20 protein-coding genes are annotated in these 17,430 nt (G+C 41.6%); 19 read left to right on the top strand and 1 reads right to left on the bottom strand.

Annotated elements, in window-relative coordinates:
• The 16 genes from N8N51_RS10140 to whiA form a co-directional block, all read left to right on the top strand.
• On the top strand, positions 1-732 hold a 732-nt coding region (locus N8N51_RS10140), incomplete at its 5' end, for an LPXTG cell wall anchor domain-containing protein (protein ID WP_261104125.1).
• Positions 733-920: 188 nt separating this feature from the next.
• The gene (locus tag N8N51_RS10135; RefSeq protein WP_261104124.1) at positions 921-1,679 is read left to right on the top strand and encodes a class I SAM-dependent methyltransferase; all 759 of its coding nucleotides are present in this window, start codon (positions 921-923) and stop codon (positions 1,677-1,679) included.
• Between the two features lie 86 nt (positions 1,680-1,765).
• Positions 1,766-2,278 (top strand): adenine phosphoribosyltransferase, encoded by a 513-nt coding sequence (locus tag N8N51_RS10130; RefSeq protein ID WP_001049318.1) that lies wholly within the window; start codon positions 1,766-1,768, stop codon positions 2,276-2,278.
• A gap of 181 nt (positions 2,279-2,459) precedes the next feature.
• A complete protein-coding gene (metA, locus tag N8N51_RS10125) occupies positions 2,460-3,404 on the top strand; it encodes a homoserine O-acetyltransferase MetA (protein ID WP_261104123.1) in 945 nt (314 codons plus the stop codon).
• Between the two features lie 8 nt (positions 3,405-3,412).
• The gene (locus N8N51_RS10120; protein WP_125454988.1) at positions 3,413-4,090 is read left to right on the top strand and encodes a DnaD domain-containing protein; all 678 of its coding nucleotides are present in this window, start codon (positions 3,413-3,415) and stop codon (positions 4,088-4,090) included.
• 97 nt (positions 4,091-4,187) lie between these two features.
• Complete coding sequence (tpiA, locus tag N8N51_RS10115) at positions 4,188-4,946, top strand: triose-phosphate isomerase (protein WP_261104122.1); 759 nt, start codon at positions 4,188-4,190, stop codon at positions 4,944-4,946.
• A gap of 33 nt (positions 4,947-4,979) precedes the next feature.
• Positions 4,980-6,494: a choline binding-anchored murein hydrolase LytC gene (lytC, locus tag N8N51_RS10110; RefSeq protein ID WP_084925751.1), complete on the top strand. Its 1,515-nt coding sequence runs from the start codon at positions 4,980-4,982 to the stop codon at positions 6,492-6,494.
• Between the two features lie 231 nt (positions 6,495-6,725).
• Positions 6,726-7,244, top strand: coding sequence for a Dps family protein (locus tag N8N51_RS10105; RefSeq protein ID WP_000229886.1), 519 nt, complete (start codon positions 6,726-6,728; stop codon positions 7,242-7,244).
• A gap of 130 nt (positions 7,245-7,374) precedes the next feature.
• Positions 7,375-7,881: a dihydrofolate reductase gene (locus tag N8N51_RS10100; protein WP_050244174.1), complete on the top strand. Its 507-nt coding sequence runs from the start codon at positions 7,375-7,377 to the stop codon at positions 7,879-7,881.
• A complete protein-coding gene (locus N8N51_RS10095) occupies positions 7,881-8,051 on the top strand; it encodes a hypothetical protein (protein WP_000442260.1) in 171 nt (56 codons plus the stop codon). Before N8N51_RS10100 ends, N8N51_RS10095 begins: the two co-directional genes overlap by 1 nt.
• Before the next feature lie 36 nt (positions 8,052-8,087).
• Complete coding sequence (clpX, locus tag N8N51_RS10090; protein ID WP_025169664.1) at positions 8,088-9,320, top strand: ATP-dependent Clp protease ATP-binding subunit ClpX; 1,233 nt, start codon at positions 8,088-8,090, stop codon at positions 9,318-9,320.
• 8 nt (positions 9,321-9,328) lie between these two features.
• Positions 9,329-9,916 (top strand): ribosome biogenesis GTP-binding protein YihA/YsxC, encoded by a 588-nt coding sequence (gene yihA / locus N8N51_RS10085; protein WP_000422605.1) that lies wholly within the window; start codon positions 9,329-9,331, stop codon positions 9,914-9,916.
• A 9-nt stretch (positions 9,917-9,925) separates the two neighbouring features.
• Entirely contained in the window at positions 9,926-10,306 is a 381-nt protein-coding gene (locus N8N51_RS10080; RefSeq protein ID WP_001140420.1) for a RidA family protein, read from the top strand.
• Between the two features lie 51 nt (positions 10,307-10,357).
• A complete protein-coding gene (rapZ, locus tag N8N51_RS10075; RefSeq protein WP_060627751.1) occupies positions 10,358-11,248 on the top strand; it encodes an RNase adapter RapZ in 891 nt (296 codons plus the stop codon).
• The gene (locus N8N51_RS10070) at positions 11,245-12,222 is read left to right on the top strand and encodes a YvcK family protein (protein ID WP_023943688.1); all 978 of its coding nucleotides are present in this window, start codon (positions 11,245-11,247) and stop codon (positions 12,220-12,222) included. The genes rapZ and N8N51_RS10070 overlap by 4 nt, the downstream gene beginning before the upstream one ends.
• On the top strand, positions 12,219-13,130 hold the full coding sequence (gene whiA / locus N8N51_RS10065) for a DNA-binding protein WhiA (RefSeq protein ID WP_261047935.1): 912 nt from the start codon (positions 12,219-12,221) through the stop codon (positions 13,128-13,130). Before N8N51_RS10070 ends, whiA begins: the two co-directional genes overlap by 4 nt.
• Before the next feature lie 34 nt (positions 13,131-13,164).
• Here whiA and N8N51_RS10060 read toward each other — a convergent pair whose 3' ends face one another.
• Positions 13,165-14,133, bottom strand: a complete 969-nt coding sequence (locus N8N51_RS10060; protein ID WP_004262312.1) for an NAD(P)/FAD-dependent oxidoreductase — start codon at positions 14,131-14,133, stop codon at positions 13,165-13,167.
• Positions 14,134-14,377: 244 nt separating this feature from the next.
• On the opposite strand from N8N51_RS10060, the gene cdaA reads away from it, so the two are divergent.
• Genes cdaA through glmM form a run of 3 tightly spaced genes read left to right on the top strand, consistent with a single transcriptional unit; the run spans position 14,378 to position 17,378 of the window.
• Complete coding sequence (cdaA, locus tag N8N51_RS10055) at positions 14,378-15,235, top strand: diadenylate cyclase CdaA (RefSeq protein ID WP_001011069.1); 858 nt, start codon at positions 14,378-14,380, stop codon at positions 15,233-15,235.
• Complete coding sequence (locus N8N51_RS10050) at positions 15,222-16,001, top strand: CdaR family protein (protein WP_060627759.1); 780 nt, start codon at positions 15,222-15,224, stop codon at positions 15,999-16,001. The genes cdaA and N8N51_RS10050 overlap by 14 nt, the downstream gene beginning before the upstream one ends.
• Before the next feature lie 24 nt (positions 16,002-16,025).
• Entirely contained in the window at positions 16,026-17,378 is a 1,353-nt protein-coding gene (gene glmM, locus N8N51_RS10045) for a phosphoglucosamine mutase (RefSeq protein ID WP_125454995.1), read from the top strand.
• Positions 17,379-17,430: the final 52 nt, after the last annotated feature.

Below are 17,430 nucleotides of genomic sequence, written 5' to 3'. Positions count from 1 at the left end.
AAGGATAAAGACGGAAATGAAATTCCAAACTATCCAACAGAAGATGGCGAACAACCTAAGAAAGATATCCCAGGTTACCGCTTCGTAGAGACTAAGAAACTTCCAAATGGCGATACAGAGCACGTTTATGAGAAAGTTAAGACAAGTCACAAGGATAAAGACGGAAATGAAATTCCAAACTATCCAACAGAAGATGGCGAACAACCTAAGAAAGATATCCCAGGTTACCGCTTCGTAGAGACTAAGAAACTTCCAAATGGTGACATCGAACATGTCTACGAAAAAGTAACGCCACCAGCTCCAACACCTTCACCTGTTCCTCAACCAAATCCAGGTAATCAAAATATTACAACTTGGACAGATGAAAATGGTAATCCAGTGAAACCATCTGAGCCAGGTTCTAAGGAGCCAGGAACAATTCCAGGTTATGAATATGTGAAGACTGTGACGGATCCGAATGGAAGTATCAGACATATCTTCAGAAAAGTTCAAACTCCAACCCCAGTTGAACCAAGTCAACCAGTTGAGCCAGCAACTCCAGCAATGCCTGAACAGCCAGCTAAACCTCAAGTACCGGCTACTCCAGCACAACCAACAGCAGTCAAAGAAGCTGAAGGTAAGCGTGAATTGCCAAATACTGGTACAGAAGACAATGCTAGCCTAGCAGCACTTGGACTTCTCGGAGTATTGAGTGGATTTGGATTTGTAGCTCGCAAGAAGAAAGAAGACTAAGCTTTCTAATTAATATGATTTGTTTGCAATGAACATATCTGTTTAAACCTGATGAATCATTCGATTCATCAGGTTTTTTCGGCTCTTTGTCAACTGTATGCGTTTGATTATAGTTCATCAAAAACTAGATTAGAATTGTTAGATAATATCATTTTATGTTATAATGAAGAAAAAACAGAGGTGTTCAAATGTCAGAAGCAGGTCATAAGTTTTTAGCAAAATTGGGGAAAAAACGCTTACGTCCAGGTGGAAAACGTGCCACAGATTGGTTAATTGCAGAAGGAGGGTTTTCAAAAGAAAAGAGAATACTAGAGGTGGCGTGTAATAGGGGAACTACAGCAATTGAGTTGGCACAGCGTTTTGGTTGTAAGATAACTGCTGTTGATATGGATGTTCAAGCTTTAGAAGTGGCTAAAAAATCTGCTGAAACGGCAGGTGTTGCTCATTTGATCAGGTTTGAAAGAGCAAATGCAATGAAACTTCCTTATGAAGATGCTAGTTTTGATATTGTTATAAATGAAGCTATGCTGACTATGCAAGCCGATCAAGCTAAGAAAAAATGTGTAATGGAGTATCTAAGGGTTTTAAAACCTGAAGGTCTTCTTTTGACACATGATGTGCTTCTTAAGGAAGCTAAAGAGTCTGTCAGACAGGAATTGTCGCAAGCAATTCATGTAAATGTAGGTCCTTTAACTCAAGATGGTTGGGAAGAGGTGATGATGGAATCAGGTTATCGTGATGTGAAAGTATTGACTGGTGAAATGACGTTAATGAAATTATCGGGTATGATTTATGACGAAGGTTGGCTAGGAACCTTGAAAATTTGTGTAAATGCTTGTAAAAAGGAGAATAGAAAGCAGTTTTTAACTATGTATAAAATGTTCGATAAGAATAAAAAGAACTTGGGCTTTATTGCTATGGCTAGTCATAAATCGTCAAATCGTTAGATAATTATTGAAGTTAACTTTTCCTTTTTTCTTTCTTAAAAAATATGCTATAATAGAGAGTAAAAAACTTTGAAAGAAAGAAAAAGATGAATTTAAAAGATTACATTGCAACAATTGAAAATTATCCAAAGGAAGGAATTACCTTCCGTGATATTAGTCCTTTGATGGCTGATGGAAATGCTTATAGTTACGCTGTTCGTGAAATTGTTCAGTATGCTACTGACAAGAAAATCGACATGATCGTGGGACCTGAGGCTCGTGGTTTTATCGTGGGCTGTCCAGTTGCCTTTGAGTTGGGAATTGGTTTTGCACCTGTTCGTAAGCCAGGTAAATTGCCACGTGAAGTTATTTCTGCTGACTATGAAAAAGAGTATGGTGTTGATACGTTGACTATGCATGCTGACGCCATCAAGCCAGGTCAACGTGTTCTTATCGTGGATGACCTCTTGGCAACAGGTGGAACTGTTAAGGCAACCATCGAGATGATTGAAAAACTTGGTGGTGTTGTAGCAGGTTGTGCCTTCCTTGTTGAATTGGATGAATTGAACGGCCGTGAAAAAATCGGTGACTACGATTACAAGGTTCTTATGCATTATTAATGAAAAACAGTCCCTAGGGCTGTTTTCTCTACATTAGGATATAAAAATAGACTATAGCTAGTTAGAGAAAAACTATAATTGAAAACTATATCTTCTTGCAGTATAATAAAAGGACTAGGTGTTTGAGATTTGGCTTCAAACATATGCAATGATTCCTGAAAAGTACAGTTAGGAGAGGGTTATGCCGATTCGAATTGATAAAAAATTGCCAGCTGTTGAGATTTTACGGACAGAGAATATCTTTGTCATGGATGATCAACGTGCTGCACACCAAGATATCCGTCCTTTGAAGATTTTAATCTTAAATCTCATGCCACAGAAAATGGTCACAGAGACCCAGTTGTTGCGCCACTTGGCTAATACACCCCTACAACTGGATATTGATTTTCTCTATATGGAAAGCCACCGTTCTAAAACAACTCGTTCAGAGCACATGGAGACCTTCTATAAAACTTTTCCTGAAGTCAAGGACGAGTATTTTGATGGGATGATTATCACGGGTGCTCCAGTTGAGCATTTACCATTTGAAGAAGTGGACTATTGGGAGGAATTCAGTCAGGTAATTGAGTGGTCCAAGACCCATGTCTATTCGACTCTTCATATCTGCTGGGGGGCTCAGGCTGGGCTTTATCTGCGCTATGGAGTGGAAAAATACCAGATGGACAGTAAGTTATCAGGTATTTATCCTCAGGATACTTTAAAAGAAGGACACCTTCTCTTTAGAGGCTTTGACGATAGCTATGTATCCCCTCATTCACGGCATACGGAGATTTCTAAGGAAGAGGTCTTAAACAAAACCAATCTCGAGATTTTATCAGAAGGACATCAGGTTGGGGTTTCGATTTTGGCCAGTCGTGATTTGCGAGAAATTTATAGTTTTGGGCATTTGGAATATGACCGTGATACCTTGGCAAATGAATATTTCCGAGATCGTGATGCAGGTTTGGATCCTCATATTCCAGAAAATTATTTTAAGGATGATGATGTCAACCAGACACCTTGTCTTTGTTGGTCTTCATCAGCAGCCCTCTTTTTCAGTAACTGGGTGAACTATGCGGTCTATCAGGAGACGCCTTTTGACTGGAGAAAAATAGAAGATGATGCATCTGCTTTTGGGTATTTATAAGAGGAATTATGACATATTTAGACGCTTTTAAATCAGGGAACTTGGTTTTACCGAGTGCCCTGCTCTTGCATTTTAAGGAACTCTTTCCTTCTAGCGACGATTTTCTGGTCTGGCAATTTTTCTATTTGCAAAATACGACAGGTTTGGATGAAATGTCGCCAAGCCAGATTGCTGAAAGGATTGGTAAGGAAATTTCGGATGTCAATCAGGCTATTTCCAATCTGACGGAGAGGGGACTACTTCAGTATCGAACGATCGAATTGAATGGTGAAATAGAATTGCTTTTTGATGCCAGTTTGGCTTTGGAACGTTTGGATAATTTGCTTGGAGCTGCTCATTCAAGTTCAGACCAGTTGACACCTCAAAACCAGCTCAAGGATTTGGTGGAAACCTTCCAGCAGGAGTTGGGACGCTTGTTGACTCCTTTTGAGATTGAGGATTTAACCAAGACACTAAAGGAAGATGGCACCAGTGCTGACTTGATTAAGGAAGCTCTTCGTGAAGCTGTTTTGAATGGAAAACCAAACTGGAAGTACATTCAGGCCATTTTGAGAAACTGGCGCCATGAAGGTATCAAAAGTGTGGCTCAAATCGAGGCTAAGCGGGCAGAAAGAGAAGCAAGCAATCCTCAGTTGACACAGGTATCGGCAGATTTCCGAAATGCCATGGATCTCTGGAAGGATTAATCCATGTAAGCAGGCTTGAAATCCGAGTAAGATTTGCAAGCTGTGTCTAATTGTGATAAAATAAATAGAAAATAAATTGAAAAAAGAGGTATGTGAAATGTCACGTAAACCATTTATCGCTGGTAACTGGAAAATGAACAAAAATCCAGAAGAAGCTAAAGCATTTGTTGAAGCAGTTGCATCAAAACTTCCTTCATCAGATCTTGTTGAAGCAGGTATCGCAGCTCCAGCTCTTGATTTGACAACTGTTCTTGCTGTTGCTAAAGGTTCAAACCTTAAAGTTGCTGCTCAAAACTGCTACTTTGAAAATGCAGGTGCTTTCACTGGTGAAACTAGCCCACAAGTTTTGAAAGAAATCGGTACTGACTACGTTGTTATCGGTCACTCAGAACGCCGTGACTACTTCCATGAAACTGACGAAGATATCAACAAAAAAGCAAAAGCAATCTTTGCAAACGGCATGCTTCCAATCATCTGTTGTGGTGAGTCACTTGAAACTTACGAAGCTGGTAAAGCTGCTGAATTCGTAGGTGCTCAAGTATCTGCTGCATTGGCTGGATTGACTGCTGATCAAGTTGCTGCATCAGTTATCGCTTATGAGCCAATCTGGGCTATCGGTACTGGTAAATCAGCTTCACAAGACGATGCACAAAAAATGTGTAAAGTTGTCCGTGACGTTGTAGCTGCTGACTTCGGTCAAGAAGTGGCGGACAAAGTTCGTGTTCAATACGGTGGTTCTGTTAAACCTGAAAACGTTGCTTCATACATGGCTTGCCCAGACGTTGACGGTGCCCTTGTAGGTGGTGCGTCACTTGAAGCAGAAAGCTTCTTGGCTTTGCTTGACTTTGTAAAATAATCAGTAGCAAAAGCTAGGTGGAACAGCATTGAGATGTCTGTTCCATTTTTTATAGGAGAGGAAAGATTGAAAACAAAGATTGGAAAAATTGGATTAGCAAGTATCTGCTTACTAGGATTGGCAACTAGCCAGGTCGCTGCAAATGAAACTGAAGTGGCAAAAACTTCGCAGGATGCAACGACAGTTTCAAGTAGTTCAGAGCAAAATCAGTCTTCTAATAAAACTCAAACGAGTGCAGGTGTAAAGACCACTGCTTCTGCCCACTGGGAGGGGGATTATTATGTAAAGGCTGATGGTTCCAAAGCCAAGAGTGAGTGGATTTTTGATAACTACTATAAGGCTTGGTTCTATATTAAGTCAGACGGTCGTTATGCTCAAAATGAGTGGCAGGGCAATTACTACCTAAAATCAGGTGGTTATATGGCCAAAAATGAATGGGTTTATGATAACGCCTATAAGAATTGGTTTTACCTGAAATCCGATGGTTCTTATGCTAACCAGGAGTGGCACTCTGTTGGAGGTAAATGGTACTATTTTAAAAAATGGGGCTATTTAGCTAAAAGTCAATGGCAGGGAAGTTATTTCCTAAATGGTCAAGGTGCCATGATGCAAAATGAATGGCTCTATGATCCAGCCTATTCGTCTTACTTCTATCTTAAGTCCGATGGTTCTTATGCAAATCAAGAGTGGCAAAAGATTGATGGCAAGTGGTATTATTTCAAGAAGTGGGGATACATGGCTCAAGATGAGTGGCATGGAAACTATTATTTGACAGGAAGTGGTGCTATGGCTACTGGTGAATTAGTCATGGATGATGCTCGCTATATTTTTTCTGACTCAGGTGAGTTAAAAGAAAAGAAAGACTTGAATGTTGGCTGGGTTCACCGAAATGGCAGACGTTATTTCTTTAACCATCGTGAAGAACAAGTTGGGACTGATCAAGTTAAAAAGGTCATCGATGTCAGTGAACACAATGGTCGTATCAGTGACTGGAAAAAAGTCATCGATGATAATGGAGTAGATGGAGTCATTGTTCGTTTGGGCTATAGTGGAACTGAGGACAAGGAATTGGCTCATAATATCAAGGAGTTAAACCGTCTTGGAATTCCTTACGGTGTTTACCTCTATACTTATGCTGAAAATGAGACCGATGCTGAGAATGATGCTAAGCAGACTATTGAACTCTTGAAGAAATACAAGATGAACTTGTCTTACCCTATCTATTATGATGTTGAAAATTGGGAGTATTTAAATAAGGCCAAGAAAGCTCCGACTGACACAGCTACTTGGGTTAAAATTATCAATAAGTATATGGAAACCATGAAGCATGCTGGTTACCAAAACGTGAAAGTTTATAGCTATCGTCAACTTTTGCAAACTCGTTTGAATCATCCTGATATTTTGCAACATGTTAACTGGGTAGCAGCCTATACGGATGCACTTGATTGGAACAATCCTCATTATTCAGGAGAAAAAGGATGGCAATATACTTCATCTGACTCTCTTAAAGGGATTCGAGGACGTGTGGATGTTAGCGTCTGGTATTAAGATGTAAAACTGAGAAAAGAGTGTACATTTGTATGCTCTTTTCTTTATTTTATCTCTGTTAAGAGAGATTGAAAGTGACTGGGTTTCATTCTAAAAAATTCTTAAATTATCAGTCTATTGCAACTTTTCTCATGTGAGTCATTTGGCTTGCTATTGGTTTTACTTAGTAGTATACTAAGGTAGTAATCATTAAGAAGTGGTTACAAAAAATAATAAACGAGGTAAAATAAAATGGTAGAATTGAAAAAAGAAGCAGTAAAAGACGTAACATCATTGACAAAAGTAGCGCCAGTAGCATTGGCAAAAACAAAGGAAGTATTGAACCAAGCTGTTGCTGATTTGTACGTAGCTCACGTTGCTTTGCACCAAGTACACTGGTATATGCGCGGTCGTGGTTTTCTTGTGTGGCATCCAAAAATGGATGAATACATGGACAGCCTTGATGGCTATCTTGACGAAATCAGCGAACGTTTGATTACACTTGGTGGCAGCCCATTCTCTACTTTGACAGAATTCCTTCAACATAGTGAAATCGAAGAAGAAGCTGGTGAATACCGTAATGTTGAAGAAAGCTTGGAACGTGTCCTAGATGTTTATCGTTATCTCATCACTCTGTTCCAAAAAGCTTTGGATGTTACTGATGAAGAAGGTGATGATGTGACAAACGATATCTTTGTTGGTGCTAAAGCTGAACTTGAGAAAACGGTTTGGATGCTTGCCGCAGAACTTGGACAAGCACCTGGTTTGTAAGAAACAATAGCAACATATATAAATCTGTAAGAAATTTCTTACAGATTTTTTCTATCTTGTAAGCTATTCCAAACCAGTCTTTTTTTGAGTTTTTTGATAAAATAGTACTATCAGTGAAAAGGATGGAAGCATGACTAAGAAAATCGTAGCTATTTGGGCCCAGGATGAAGAGGGTGTGATTGGTAAGGACAATCGTCTGCCTTGGCATTTACCAGCAGAACTGCAACACTTCAAAGAAACAACTCTGAATCATGCTATCTTGATGGGGCGTGTGACCTTTGATGGAATGGGGCGTCGCTTGCTTCCCAAACGGGAAACCTTGATTTTGACGCGTAATTCTGAAGAAAAGATAGACGGGGTTGCTACTTTTTATGATGTTCAGTCTGTCTTGGACTGGTATCAGGCTCAAGATAAGAATCTTTATATTTTAGGTGGAAAGCAAATTTTTCAAGCTTTTGAACCCTACCTTGACGAAGTGATTGTGACTCACATTCATGCTCGGGTGGAAGGAGATACCTATTTCCCTGAAGAGTTTGACCTGTCTATTTTTGAGACGGTTTCAAGCAAATCCTATACCAAAGATGAGAAAAATCCTTATGATTTTACCATCCAATACCGCAAGAGAAAGGAAGTCTAATGGAACGTAGTATATTTGGTTTTTTCACAGCCATGCTGTGTTTGGTCTGCTTGCTTGCAGGGGCACAGGCTTTTCGTAAAAAGCGCTATGGACTTTCTGTCCTGCTCTGGTTAAATGCATTTACCAATTTGGTCAATAGTATCCATGCTTTTTACATGACCTTATTTTAGATAGAATGACAGTATAGAATAGAACGGAAGGAAATCATGCCTACAACTAGGAATAATGATATGATGGTTTATTGCTCATTTTGTGGCAAAAGCCAAGAAGAAGTACAAAAAATAATCGCTGGGAACAACGCCTTTATTTGTAATGAATGTGTGGAGTTAGCTCAGGAAATCATTCGTGAAGAGTTGGCGGAAGAAGTCTTGGCAGACTTGTCTGAAGTTCCAAAACCAATCGAACTCCTCCATATCTTGAACCACTATGTAATCGGTCAAGATCGTGCCAAACGTGCTTTAGCAGTAGCAGTATACAACCACTACAAACGCATCAATTTCCACGATACGCGTGAAGAGTCAGAAGATGTGGATTTACAAAAGTCAAACATCTTGATGATTGGCCCAACTGGTTCGGGGAAAACTTTCCTTGCCCAGACCTTGGCTAAGAGCTTGAATGTGCCTTTTGCGATCGCAGATGCGACAGCTCTTACTGAGGCTGGTTATGTGGGTGAGGATGTGGAAAATATCCTCCTCAAACTCCTGCAGGCTGCTGACTTTAACATTGAACGTGCAGAGCGTGGCATTATCTATGTGGATGAAATTGACAAGATTGCTAAGAAGAGCGAGAACGTGTCGATCACACGTGATGTTTCTGGTGAAGGGGTGCAACAAGCCCTTCTCAAGATTATCGAGGGAACCGTTGCTAGCGTGCCGCCTCAAGGTGGACGCAAGCATCCACAACAAGAGATGATTCAAGTGGACACTAAAAATATCCTATTCATTGTGGGTGGTGCCTTTGATGGCATTGAAGAAATCGTCAAACAACGTCTGGGTGAAAAAGTCATCGGATTTGGTCAAAATAATAAGGCGATTGACGAAAACAGCTCATACATGCAAGAAATCATTGCAGAAGATATTCAAAAATTTGGTATTATCCCAGAGTTGATTGGACGTCTGCCTGTCTTTGCAGCTCTTGAGCAATTGACAGTAGATGATTTGGTTCGTATCTTGAAAGAGCCAAGAAATGCCTTGGTCAAACAGTACCAAACCTTGCTATCTTATGATGATGTCGAGTTGGAATTTGACGACGAAGCCCTTCAAGAGATTGCCAATAAGGCCATTGAACGTAAAACGGGTGCGCGTGGTCTTCGCTCGATTATTGAAGAAACCATGCTAGACGTCATGTTTGAAGTACCGAGTCAGGAAAATGTGAAATTGGTTCGCATCACAAAAGAAGCTGTCGATGGAACGGATAAACCAATCCTAGAAACAGCCTAGAGGTGACTATGGAACTGAATACACACAATGCTGAAATCTTGCTCAGTGCGGCGAATAAGTCCCACTATCCGCAGGATGAACTGCCAGAGATTGCCCTAGCAGGGCGTTCAAATGTTGGTAAGTCTAGCTTCATCAACACCATGCTGAATCGCAAGAATCTCGCTCGTACGTCAGGGAAACCTGGGAAAACCCAGCTTCTTAACTTCTTTAATATTGACGACAAGATGCGCTTTGTGGATGTGCCTGGTTATGGTTATGCCCGTGTTTCCAAAAAGGAACGTGAAAAGTGGGGGCGCATGATTGAGGAGTATCTGACAACTCGAGAAAATCTCCGTGCAGTTGTTAGTTTAGTTGACCTCCGTCATGACCCGTCAGCAGATGATGTACAGATGTACGAATTTCTCAAGTATTATGAGATTCCGGTCATCATTGTGGCGACTAAGGCAGACAAGATTCCTCGTGGTAAGTGGAACAAGCATGAATCAGCAATCAAGAAGAAATTAAACTTTGACCCAAGTGACGACTTTATCCTCTTTTCATCTGTCAGCAAGGCAGGGATGGATGAGGCTTGGGATGCAATATTAGAAAAATTGTGAGGTAAAGAAATGGCAAAAACAATTCATACAGACAAAGCTCCAAAGGCTATCGGACCATATGTTCAAGGAAAAATCGTAGGCAATCTTTTGTTTGCTAGTGGTCAAGTTCCCCTATCTCCTGAAACTGGTGAAATCGTTGGAGAAACGATCCAAGAACAGACAGAACAAGTCTTGAAAAACATCGGTGCTATTTTGGCAGAAGCAGGAACTGACTTTGACCATGTTGTCAAAACAACTTGCTTCTTGAGCGATATGAACGACTTTGTTCCTTTTAATGAGGTTTACCAAACGGCCTTTAAAGAGGAATTTCCAGCTCGTTCAGCTGTGGAGGTAGCTCGTCTTCCTCGTGATGTAAAAGTCGAAATTGAAGTCATCGCAGAGATTGGATAAGCTAGTTGAAGTTTGGTGTTGCCAAACTTCTTTTGATATAAGGAGAAAAAGATGACAAAGAAACAACTTCACTTGGTGATTGTGACAGGAATGAGTGGTGCAGGGAAAACAGTTGCTATTCAGTCCTTCGAAGATTTGGGTTATTTTACTATTGATAATATGCCGCCAGCTCTCTTGCCTAAGTTTTTGCAGTTGGTGGAAACAAAGGAAGACGACCATAAGTTGGCCTTGGTAGTAGATATGCGTAGCCGTTCTTTCTTCTCAGAGATTCAAGCTGTTTTGGATGAGTTGGAAAATCAAGATGATTTGGATTTCAAAATCCTCTTTTTGGATGCTGCAGATAAGGAATTGGTCGCGCGCTACAAGGAAACCAGACGAAGTCACCCACTAGCAGCTGACGGTCGGATTTTGGATGGAATTAAGCTGGAACGTGAACTCTTAGCACCACTGAAAAACATGAGCCAAAATGTGGTGGATACGACAGAACTCACTCCACGTGAACTGCGTAAAACCATTGCAGAGCAGTTTGCGGATCAGGAACAAGCCCAGTCTTTCCGTATCGAAGTCATGTCTTTTGGCTTTAAATATGGAATCCCGATTGATGCAGATTTAGTCTTTGATGTCCGATTCTTGCCAAATCCCTACTACCTACCAGAACTGAGAAACCAAACGGGTGTGGATGAACCAGTTTATGACTATGTCATGAATCATCCTGAGTCAGAAGACTTTTATCAACATTTGTTGGCCTTGATTGAGCCGATTTTGCCAAGTTACCAAAAGGAAGGGAAGTCTGTTTTGACTATTGCCATGGGTTGTACGGGTGGACAACACCGTAGTGTGGCCTTTGCTAAACGCTTGGCGCAGGACTTATCCAAGAATTGGCCTGTCAATGAAGGGCATCGTGATAAAGACCGAAGAAAGGAAACGGTAAACCGTTCATGAGAAAACCAAAGATAACGGTGATTGGTGGAGGGACTGGGATCCCCGTCATTCTTAAAAGTCTACGTGAAAAAGATGTGGAAATCGCTGCTATCGTAACGGTGGCAGATGATGGTGGTTCATCAGGTGAACTCCGAAAAAATATGCAACAATTGACACCGCCAGGTGATCTTCGTAATGTCCTTGTGGCCATGTCGGATATGCCTAAGTTTTATGAGAAAGTCTTTCAGTATCGCTTTTCTGAAGATGCTGGAGCCTTTGCTGGCCATCCATTGGGTAATCTCATTATCGCTGGCCTGTCAGAAATGCAGGGTTCGACCTATAATGCCATGCAGTTACTGAGCAAATTTTTCCATACAACTGGGAAGATTTATCCTTCCAGTGACCATCCCTTGACCCTTCATGCAGTCTTTCAGGATGGGACAGAAGTGGCTGGAGAGAGCCATATTGCAGACCATCCAGGCATGATTGACCATGTCTATGTGACCAATACCCTCAACGATGATACGCCTCTGGCTAGCCGTCGAGTAGTGCAGACTATTCTTGAAAGTGACATGATTGTCCTCGGACCTGGTTCCCTCTTTACCTCTATTTTGCCCAATATCGTGATTAAGGAAATCGGGCAAGCGCTTTTGGAAACCAAGGCAGAAATCGCCTATGTCTGCAATATCATGACCCAACGTGGGGAGACAGAACACTTTACAGATAGTGATCACGTGGAAGTCTTGCATCGTCACCTTGGCCGACCTTTTATCGACACTGTCTTGGTGAATATCGAAAAAGTGCCTCAGGAATACATGAATTCCAACCGGTTTGATGAATATTTGGTGCAGGTGGAACATGATTTTGCTGGTCTTTGTAAGCAAGTTCCGCGTGTGATTTCATCCAACTTTCTTCGTCTGGAAAATGGGGGTGCCTTCCACGATGGAGATTTGATCGTGGATGAGTTGATGCGCATTATAAAGGTGAGAAAATGAGTTTCACAGTAGCAGTAAAAGAAGAAATTCTAGGTCAGCACCATCTGAGCCGGCATGAATTATCTGCCATTATCAAGATGTCTGGTAGCATCGGTCTCTCGACCTCGGGCCTAACCTTGTCTGTCGTGACAGAAAATGCCAAACTGGCTCGGCACCTCTATGAATCCTTTCTCCATTTCTATGAAATCAAATCGGAAATCCGACACCACCAACGGAGCAATCTTCGTAAGAATCGGGTCTATACCGTTTTTACAGATGAAAAGGTGCAGGACTTATTGAGTGATTTGCACTTGGCAGACTCGTTCTTTGGTCTGGAAACAGGTATTGATGGGGCGATTTTATCAGACGAGGAAGCAGGCCGTGCCTATCTCTGTGGCGCTTTCTTGGCAAATGGCAGCATTCGTGACCCTGAGTCAGGTAAGTACCAGTTGGAAATCAGTTCTGTTTATTTGGACCACGCGCAAGGGATTGCCTCTCTTCTCCAGCAGTTTTTACTGGATGCTAAGGTTCTTGAGCGTAAGAAGGGAGCTGTGACCTATCTCCAGCGAGCCGAAGATATTATGGACTTCTTGATTGTCATCGGAGCCATGAAGGCGCGTGATGATTTTGAGCGAGTTAAGATTTTACGAGAAACCCGTAACGACCTTAATCGTGCTAATAATGCTGAAACGGCGAATATTGCTCGGACAGTTTCTGCCAGCATGAAGACTATCAACAATATCAGCAAAATCAAAGATATCATGGGCCTAGAAAATCTACCAGTAGATTTGCAGGAGGTAGCGCAGTTGCGAATTCAGCACCCAGATTACTCTATCCAGCAGTTAGCAGATAGCCTCAGCACCCCTCTGACCAAAAGTGGTGTCAACCATAGACTCAGAAAGATAAACAAATTAGCCGATGAACTATAAAACCACGAATCCTATGTGACTCGTGGTTCTTTTTCTATAAACTAGTAGAGTGTTTTGGTTGTACTTTTTGTTCTGGGTCGATGTAGTTAATGGCATTGTTAACAGCGGTTGGTGCTTCTCCAAGCCCTGTCGCAATCAGATCAATTTTTCCGTCATAGTAGCAACAGTCACCGATAGCATAGATACCTGCTTGGCTAGATTCTTGCTTGCTATTGACGATAATCTTGTGACGGTTGAGGTCCAGACCCCAGTTTTTAAGGTTACCAACAGAAGATTTGAAACCATAGTTGACAAAGAGGTGGTCTAGGTCAATAGTTTCTGTTTCATCAGATTTGACTTTTGTGATTTCAAGTTTATCGAGTGTTTTTCCATCTCCAAGGAGTTGGCTAGGGACGAATGGTGTCTTGATGGTCACAGATGATTCTTGCAAGGCTTGGACACTGTGTTCCAAGGCGCGGAAATTATCTCTGCGGTGGACAAGGGTAGTTGGCGCAATTTTTTCAAAAGCCAAAGCCCAATCCACAGCCGAGTCTCCTCCACCAAGAATCGTCACTTTCTTACCAGCATATTGCTGGATGTTGGAAACGTGGTAGTGGATATTTTCATAGTCCTCAACGCCTTCTAGTTCTAGAGGACGTGGTTTGAAGGCACCGCCACCCATAGCGATGATAACTGTTTTAGACAGGTGACTTCCTTTAGAAGTTGTAATTACAAAGCCTTCTTCTTGTTTTTCAATCTCAAGAACCGTTTCGTTGAGATGAATAGGGGTATCAAAGCCATTTAATTGCTCGATTAGACGGTTAGTCAACTCTTCTCCAGTCAGGTTTGGGAATCCCGGTACGTCTAAAATTTCCTTTTCAGGATAGAGAATAGCAGGTTGTCCACCTAGTTGTGGAAGGGAGTCGATGATTTGGACCTTGGCTTGGCGTAGGTGGGCATAGAAGGCTGCAAAAAGTCCGACGGGACCACCACCTACAATGGTAATATCATAGAGTTGAGACATGGTTTCTCCTTTGTTTTTTCTAGTCATACTCTTCGAAAATCAAATTCAAACCACGTCAGCGTCGCCTTACCGTACTCAAGTACAGCCTGCGGCTAACTTCCTAGTTTGCTCTTTGATTTTCATTGAGTATCAGTTTATTTTATCATATTTTTTCTTTAATTTAAAATGAAGTAGGATAGGGAAAAAAATGCCAGAAAAATGGTATAATAGAAAGGAACGTGTTTGGACAGAGAGGAGACAGCAGATGAACTTTCAACAATTATCCAATCTGCAATATTGGACTAGCTTGTTTTCTAGTCCTTGGAGTATTGCCATCAATCTGTTTGATATTTTGATTGTGGCCTATATTTTATATCGTTTTACAAAAGCGATAGCTGGCACCAAGATTATGATTTTGGTGCGTGGGGTCGTGATCTTTGTATTAGCCCAGGTTGTGGCCAATATCCTTGATTTAACAACGATTTCTTGGTTGATTAATCAGATTATCACCTATGGGGTTATTGCTGCGGTTGTTATCTTCTCTCCAGAGATTCGGACTGGTTTGGAACGCTTGGGAAGGGCGACAGATTTCTTTTCTACTGCTCAAATTAGTGCAGAGGAGCAAATGATTCGTGCCTTTGTCAAGTCGGTTGAATATATGAGTCCTCGTAAGATTGGTGCTCTGGTTGCCATCCAACGAGTTCGGACCTTACAAGAATACATTGCGACAGGGATTCCTTTGGATGCCAATATTTCAGCTGAACTCCTTATTAATATCTTTATCCCCAACACTCCCCTACACGATGGTGCTGTGATTATCAGAGAAAATCGAATAGCAGTAACCTCTGCCTATCTTCCCTTGACAGAAAGCACAGGGATTTCCAAGGAATTTGGGACCAGACACCGGGCGGCTATCGGTTTGTCAGAAGTATCCGATGCCTTGACCTTCATCGTCTCAGAGGAAACAGGAGGCATTTCTATTACCTATAACGGTGTTTTCAAGCACGACTTGACGATTGAAGAATTTGAAGCAGAGCTACGAGCAATTCTTTTGCCAGCTGTTGAGGAAAAAGTCAGTTTCAAGGACCGTTTGTTAGGAGGTTGGAAATATGAGAAAAAATAGTCTATATATCATTTCATCTCTCTTTTTTGCTTGTGTCTTATTTATCTATGCAACGTCAACCAACTTTCAAAATAGCAATACCGCAAGGCAGGTTAAATCAGAAACTTACACCAATACGATAACGAACGTTCCTATCGTTATTCACTATGATGATGACCAGTATTTCATTAGCGGATTTGCATCAGAAGTTTCAGTGGTATTAACCGGAGCCAATCGTGTGACCTTGGCCAGCGAAATGCAGGAGAGCACTCGTAAGTTTAAGGTAACTGCTGATTTGACGGATGCCAGTGTTGGAACGATTGAAGTTCCCTTGAATATTGAAAATCTTCCAAGTGGATTGACCGCTGTGGCAACGCCTCAAAAGATTACAGTGAAAGTTGGGAAGAAGGTTAAGCGAGATGGGATGATTGTTGTGCCACAAGTTGACCAAAGCCAGATTGATCCCAAGCTACAAATTGATAGTGTAACCGTGTCAAATGAACGGGTCTCTGTCACAACTGACCAAGAAACACTAGCTAAAATTGATCGTATTATTGCGCTTTTACCAACCAGCGAACGCATAACAGGTAATTACAGTGGTTCAGTACCTTTGCAGGCAATCGACCGTAATGGTGTTGTCTTACCAGCGGTGATTACTCCATTTGATACGACAATGAAGGTCACTACAAAACCTGTGGGTACAAGTTCAAACACATCAAATTCAACTACAAGCAGTTCGTCGGAGACATCTTCGTCAACGAAAGCAACTAGTTCAAAAACGAATTAAAAATAGGAAAAGGATTTTATAAAAATGGGTAAATATTTTGGGACTGATGGAGTCCGTGGAGAAGCTAACGTAGAACTAACACCAGAATTGGCTTTTAAACTAGGACGTTTTGGAGGCTATGTTCTTAGTCAACATGAAACGGAAGCACCGAAAGTTTTTGTAGGACGTGACACACGTATTTCCGGGGAAATGCTAGAATCAGCCTTGGTGGCAGGTCTCCTCTCTGTAGGGATTCACGTCTACAAACTTGGTGTCCTTGCAACACCAGCAGTAGCTTACTTGGTAAAAACTGAAGGAGCAAGTGCTGGTGTCATGATTTCTGCTAGCCACAACCCAGCCCTTGATAATGGGATTAAGTTCTTTGGTGGTGATGGCTTCAAACTAGATGATGAAAAAGAAGCAGAAATTGAAGCCCTGCTAGATGCTGCAGAAGATACTCTTCCTCGTCCAAGTGCTGAAGGCTTGGGAACCTTGGTAGATTATCCAGAAGGCTTGCGTAAGTATGAGGGCTACCTTATTTCAACTGGAACTACTCTTGATGGAATGAAGGTTGCCTTGGATACAGCTAATGGTGCCGCTTCTACTAGTGCCCGTCAAATCTTTGCAGACCTTGGAGCTCAATTGACTGTTATAGGGGAAACACCAGATGGTCTTAACATCAACCTTAATGTTGGTTCAACCCACCCAGAAATCCTTCAAGAAGTGGTCAAAGAAAGCGGTTCAGCTATTGGTTTGGCCTTTGATGGAGACAGTGACCGTTTGATTGCTGTTGATGAAAATGGGGACATCGTTGATGGTGACAAAATCATGTACATTATCGGGAAATACCTTTCTGAAAAAGGACAATTGGCTCAAAATACAATCGTGACAACTGTTATGTCTAACCTTGGTTTCCACAAGGCCTTGGACCGTGAAGGCATTAACAAGGCAGTCACTGCAGTTGGCGACCGCTATGTTGTGGAAGAAATGAGAAAATCAGGCTACAACCTTGGTGGTGAACAGTCTGGTCACGTCATCTTGATGGATTACAATACCACAGGTGATGGTCAATTATCAGCTGTCCAATTGACTAAAATCATGAAGGAAACTGGTAAGAGTTTGTCAGAGTTGGCAGTAGAAGTAACCATCTATCCACAAAAATTAGTCAATATCCGAGTGGAAAATGCCATGAAGGAAAAGGCTATGGAAGTGCCAGCTATTAAGGCTATCATCGAGAAGATGGAAGAAGAAATGGCAGGGAATGGCCGTATCCTAGTACGCCCAAGTGGAACAGAGCCCCTCTTGCGTGTTATGGCAGAAGCGCCTACAACAGAAGAAGTGGACTACTATGTTGATACCATCGCAGACGTAGTTCGAGCTGAAATCGGGATTGACTAAATCCTAGAAAACTAGATGAAAATAAAAAATTATGGTACAATAGCTTATAATA

This window comes from Streptococcus mitis (genome assembly GCF_946188685.1).
GTDB lineage: Bacteria > Bacillota > Bacilli > Lactobacillales > Streptococcaceae > Streptococcus > Streptococcus mitis_CC.
Note: the sequence above shows the minus strand (reverse complement) of the source record. Positions and strands in the feature narration are given on the sequence as shown.

What these genes read in the sequence shown, in the direction of transcription:
- N8N51_RS10070 (WP_023943688.1), top strand. Translation starts at nt 11,245, where the DNA reads ATGAGAAAACCAAAGATAACGGTGATTGGTGGAGGGACTGGGATCCCC.
- lytC (WP_084925751.1), top strand. Translation starts at nt 4,980, where the DNA reads ATGTCTGTTCCATTTTTTATAGGAGAGGAAAGATTGAAAACAAAGATT.
- N8N51_RS10050 (WP_060627759.1), top strand. Translation starts at nt 15,222, where the DNA reads ATGAGAAAAAATAGTCTATATATCATTTCATCTCTCTTTTTTGCTTGT.
- N8N51_RS10120 (WP_125454988.1), top strand. Translation starts at nt 3,413, where the DNA reads ATGACATATTTAGACGCTTTTAAATCAGGGAACTTGGTTTTACCGAGT.
- metA (WP_261104123.1), top strand. Translation starts at nt 2,460, where the DNA reads ATGCCGATTCGAATTGATAAAAAATTGCCAGCTGTTGAGATTTTACGG.
- N8N51_RS10130 (WP_001049318.1), top strand. Translation starts at nt 1,766, where the DNA reads ATGAATTTAAAAGATTACATTGCAACAATTGAAAATTATCCAAAGGAA.
- N8N51_RS10060 (WP_004262312.1), bottom strand. Translation starts at nt 14,133, where the DNA reads ATGTCTCAACTCTATGATATTACCATTGTAGGTGGTGGTCCCGTCGGA.
- N8N51_RS10135 (WP_261104124.1), top strand. Translation starts at nt 921, where the DNA reads ATGTCAGAAGCAGGTCATAAGTTTTTAGCAAAATTGGGGAAAAAACGC.
- glmM (WP_125454995.1), top strand. Translation starts at nt 16,026, where the DNA reads ATGGGTAAATATTTTGGGACTGATGGAGTCCGTGGAGAAGCTAACGTA.
- clpX (WP_025169664.1), top strand. Translation starts at nt 8,088, where the DNA reads ATGCCTACAACTAGGAATAATGATATGATGGTTTATTGCTCATTTTGT.
- N8N51_RS10095 (WP_000442260.1), top strand. Translation starts at nt 7,881, where the DNA reads ATGGAACGTAGTATATTTGGTTTTTTCACAGCCATGCTGTGTTTGGTC.
- whiA (WP_261047935.1), top strand. Translation starts at nt 12,219, where the DNA reads ATGAGTTTCACAGTAGCAGTAAAAGAAGAAATTCTAGGTCAGCACCAT.
- rapZ (WP_060627751.1), top strand. Translation starts at nt 10,358, where the DNA reads ATGACAAAGAAACAACTTCACTTGGTGATTGTGACAGGAATGAGTGGT.
- N8N51_RS10080 (WP_001140420.1), top strand. Translation starts at nt 9,926, where the DNA reads ATGGCAAAAACAATTCATACAGACAAAGCTCCAAAGGCTATCGGACCA.
- N8N51_RS10105 (WP_000229886.1), top strand. Translation starts at nt 6,726, where the DNA reads ATGGTAGAATTGAAAAAAGAAGCAGTAAAAGACGTAACATCATTGACA.
- yihA (WP_000422605.1), top strand. Translation starts at nt 9,329, where the DNA reads ATGGAACTGAATACACACAATGCTGAAATCTTGCTCAGTGCGGCGAAT.
- N8N51_RS10100 (WP_050244174.1), top strand. Translation starts at nt 7,375, where the DNA reads ATGACTAAGAAAATCGTAGCTATTTGGGCCCAGGATGAAGAGGGTGTG.
- cdaA (WP_001011069.1), top strand. Translation starts at nt 14,378, where the DNA reads ATGAACTTTCAACAATTATCCAATCTGCAATATTGGACTAGCTTGTTT.
- tpiA (WP_261104122.1), top strand. Translation starts at nt 4,188, where the DNA reads ATGTCACGTAAACCATTTATCGCTGGTAACTGGAAAATGAACAAAAAT.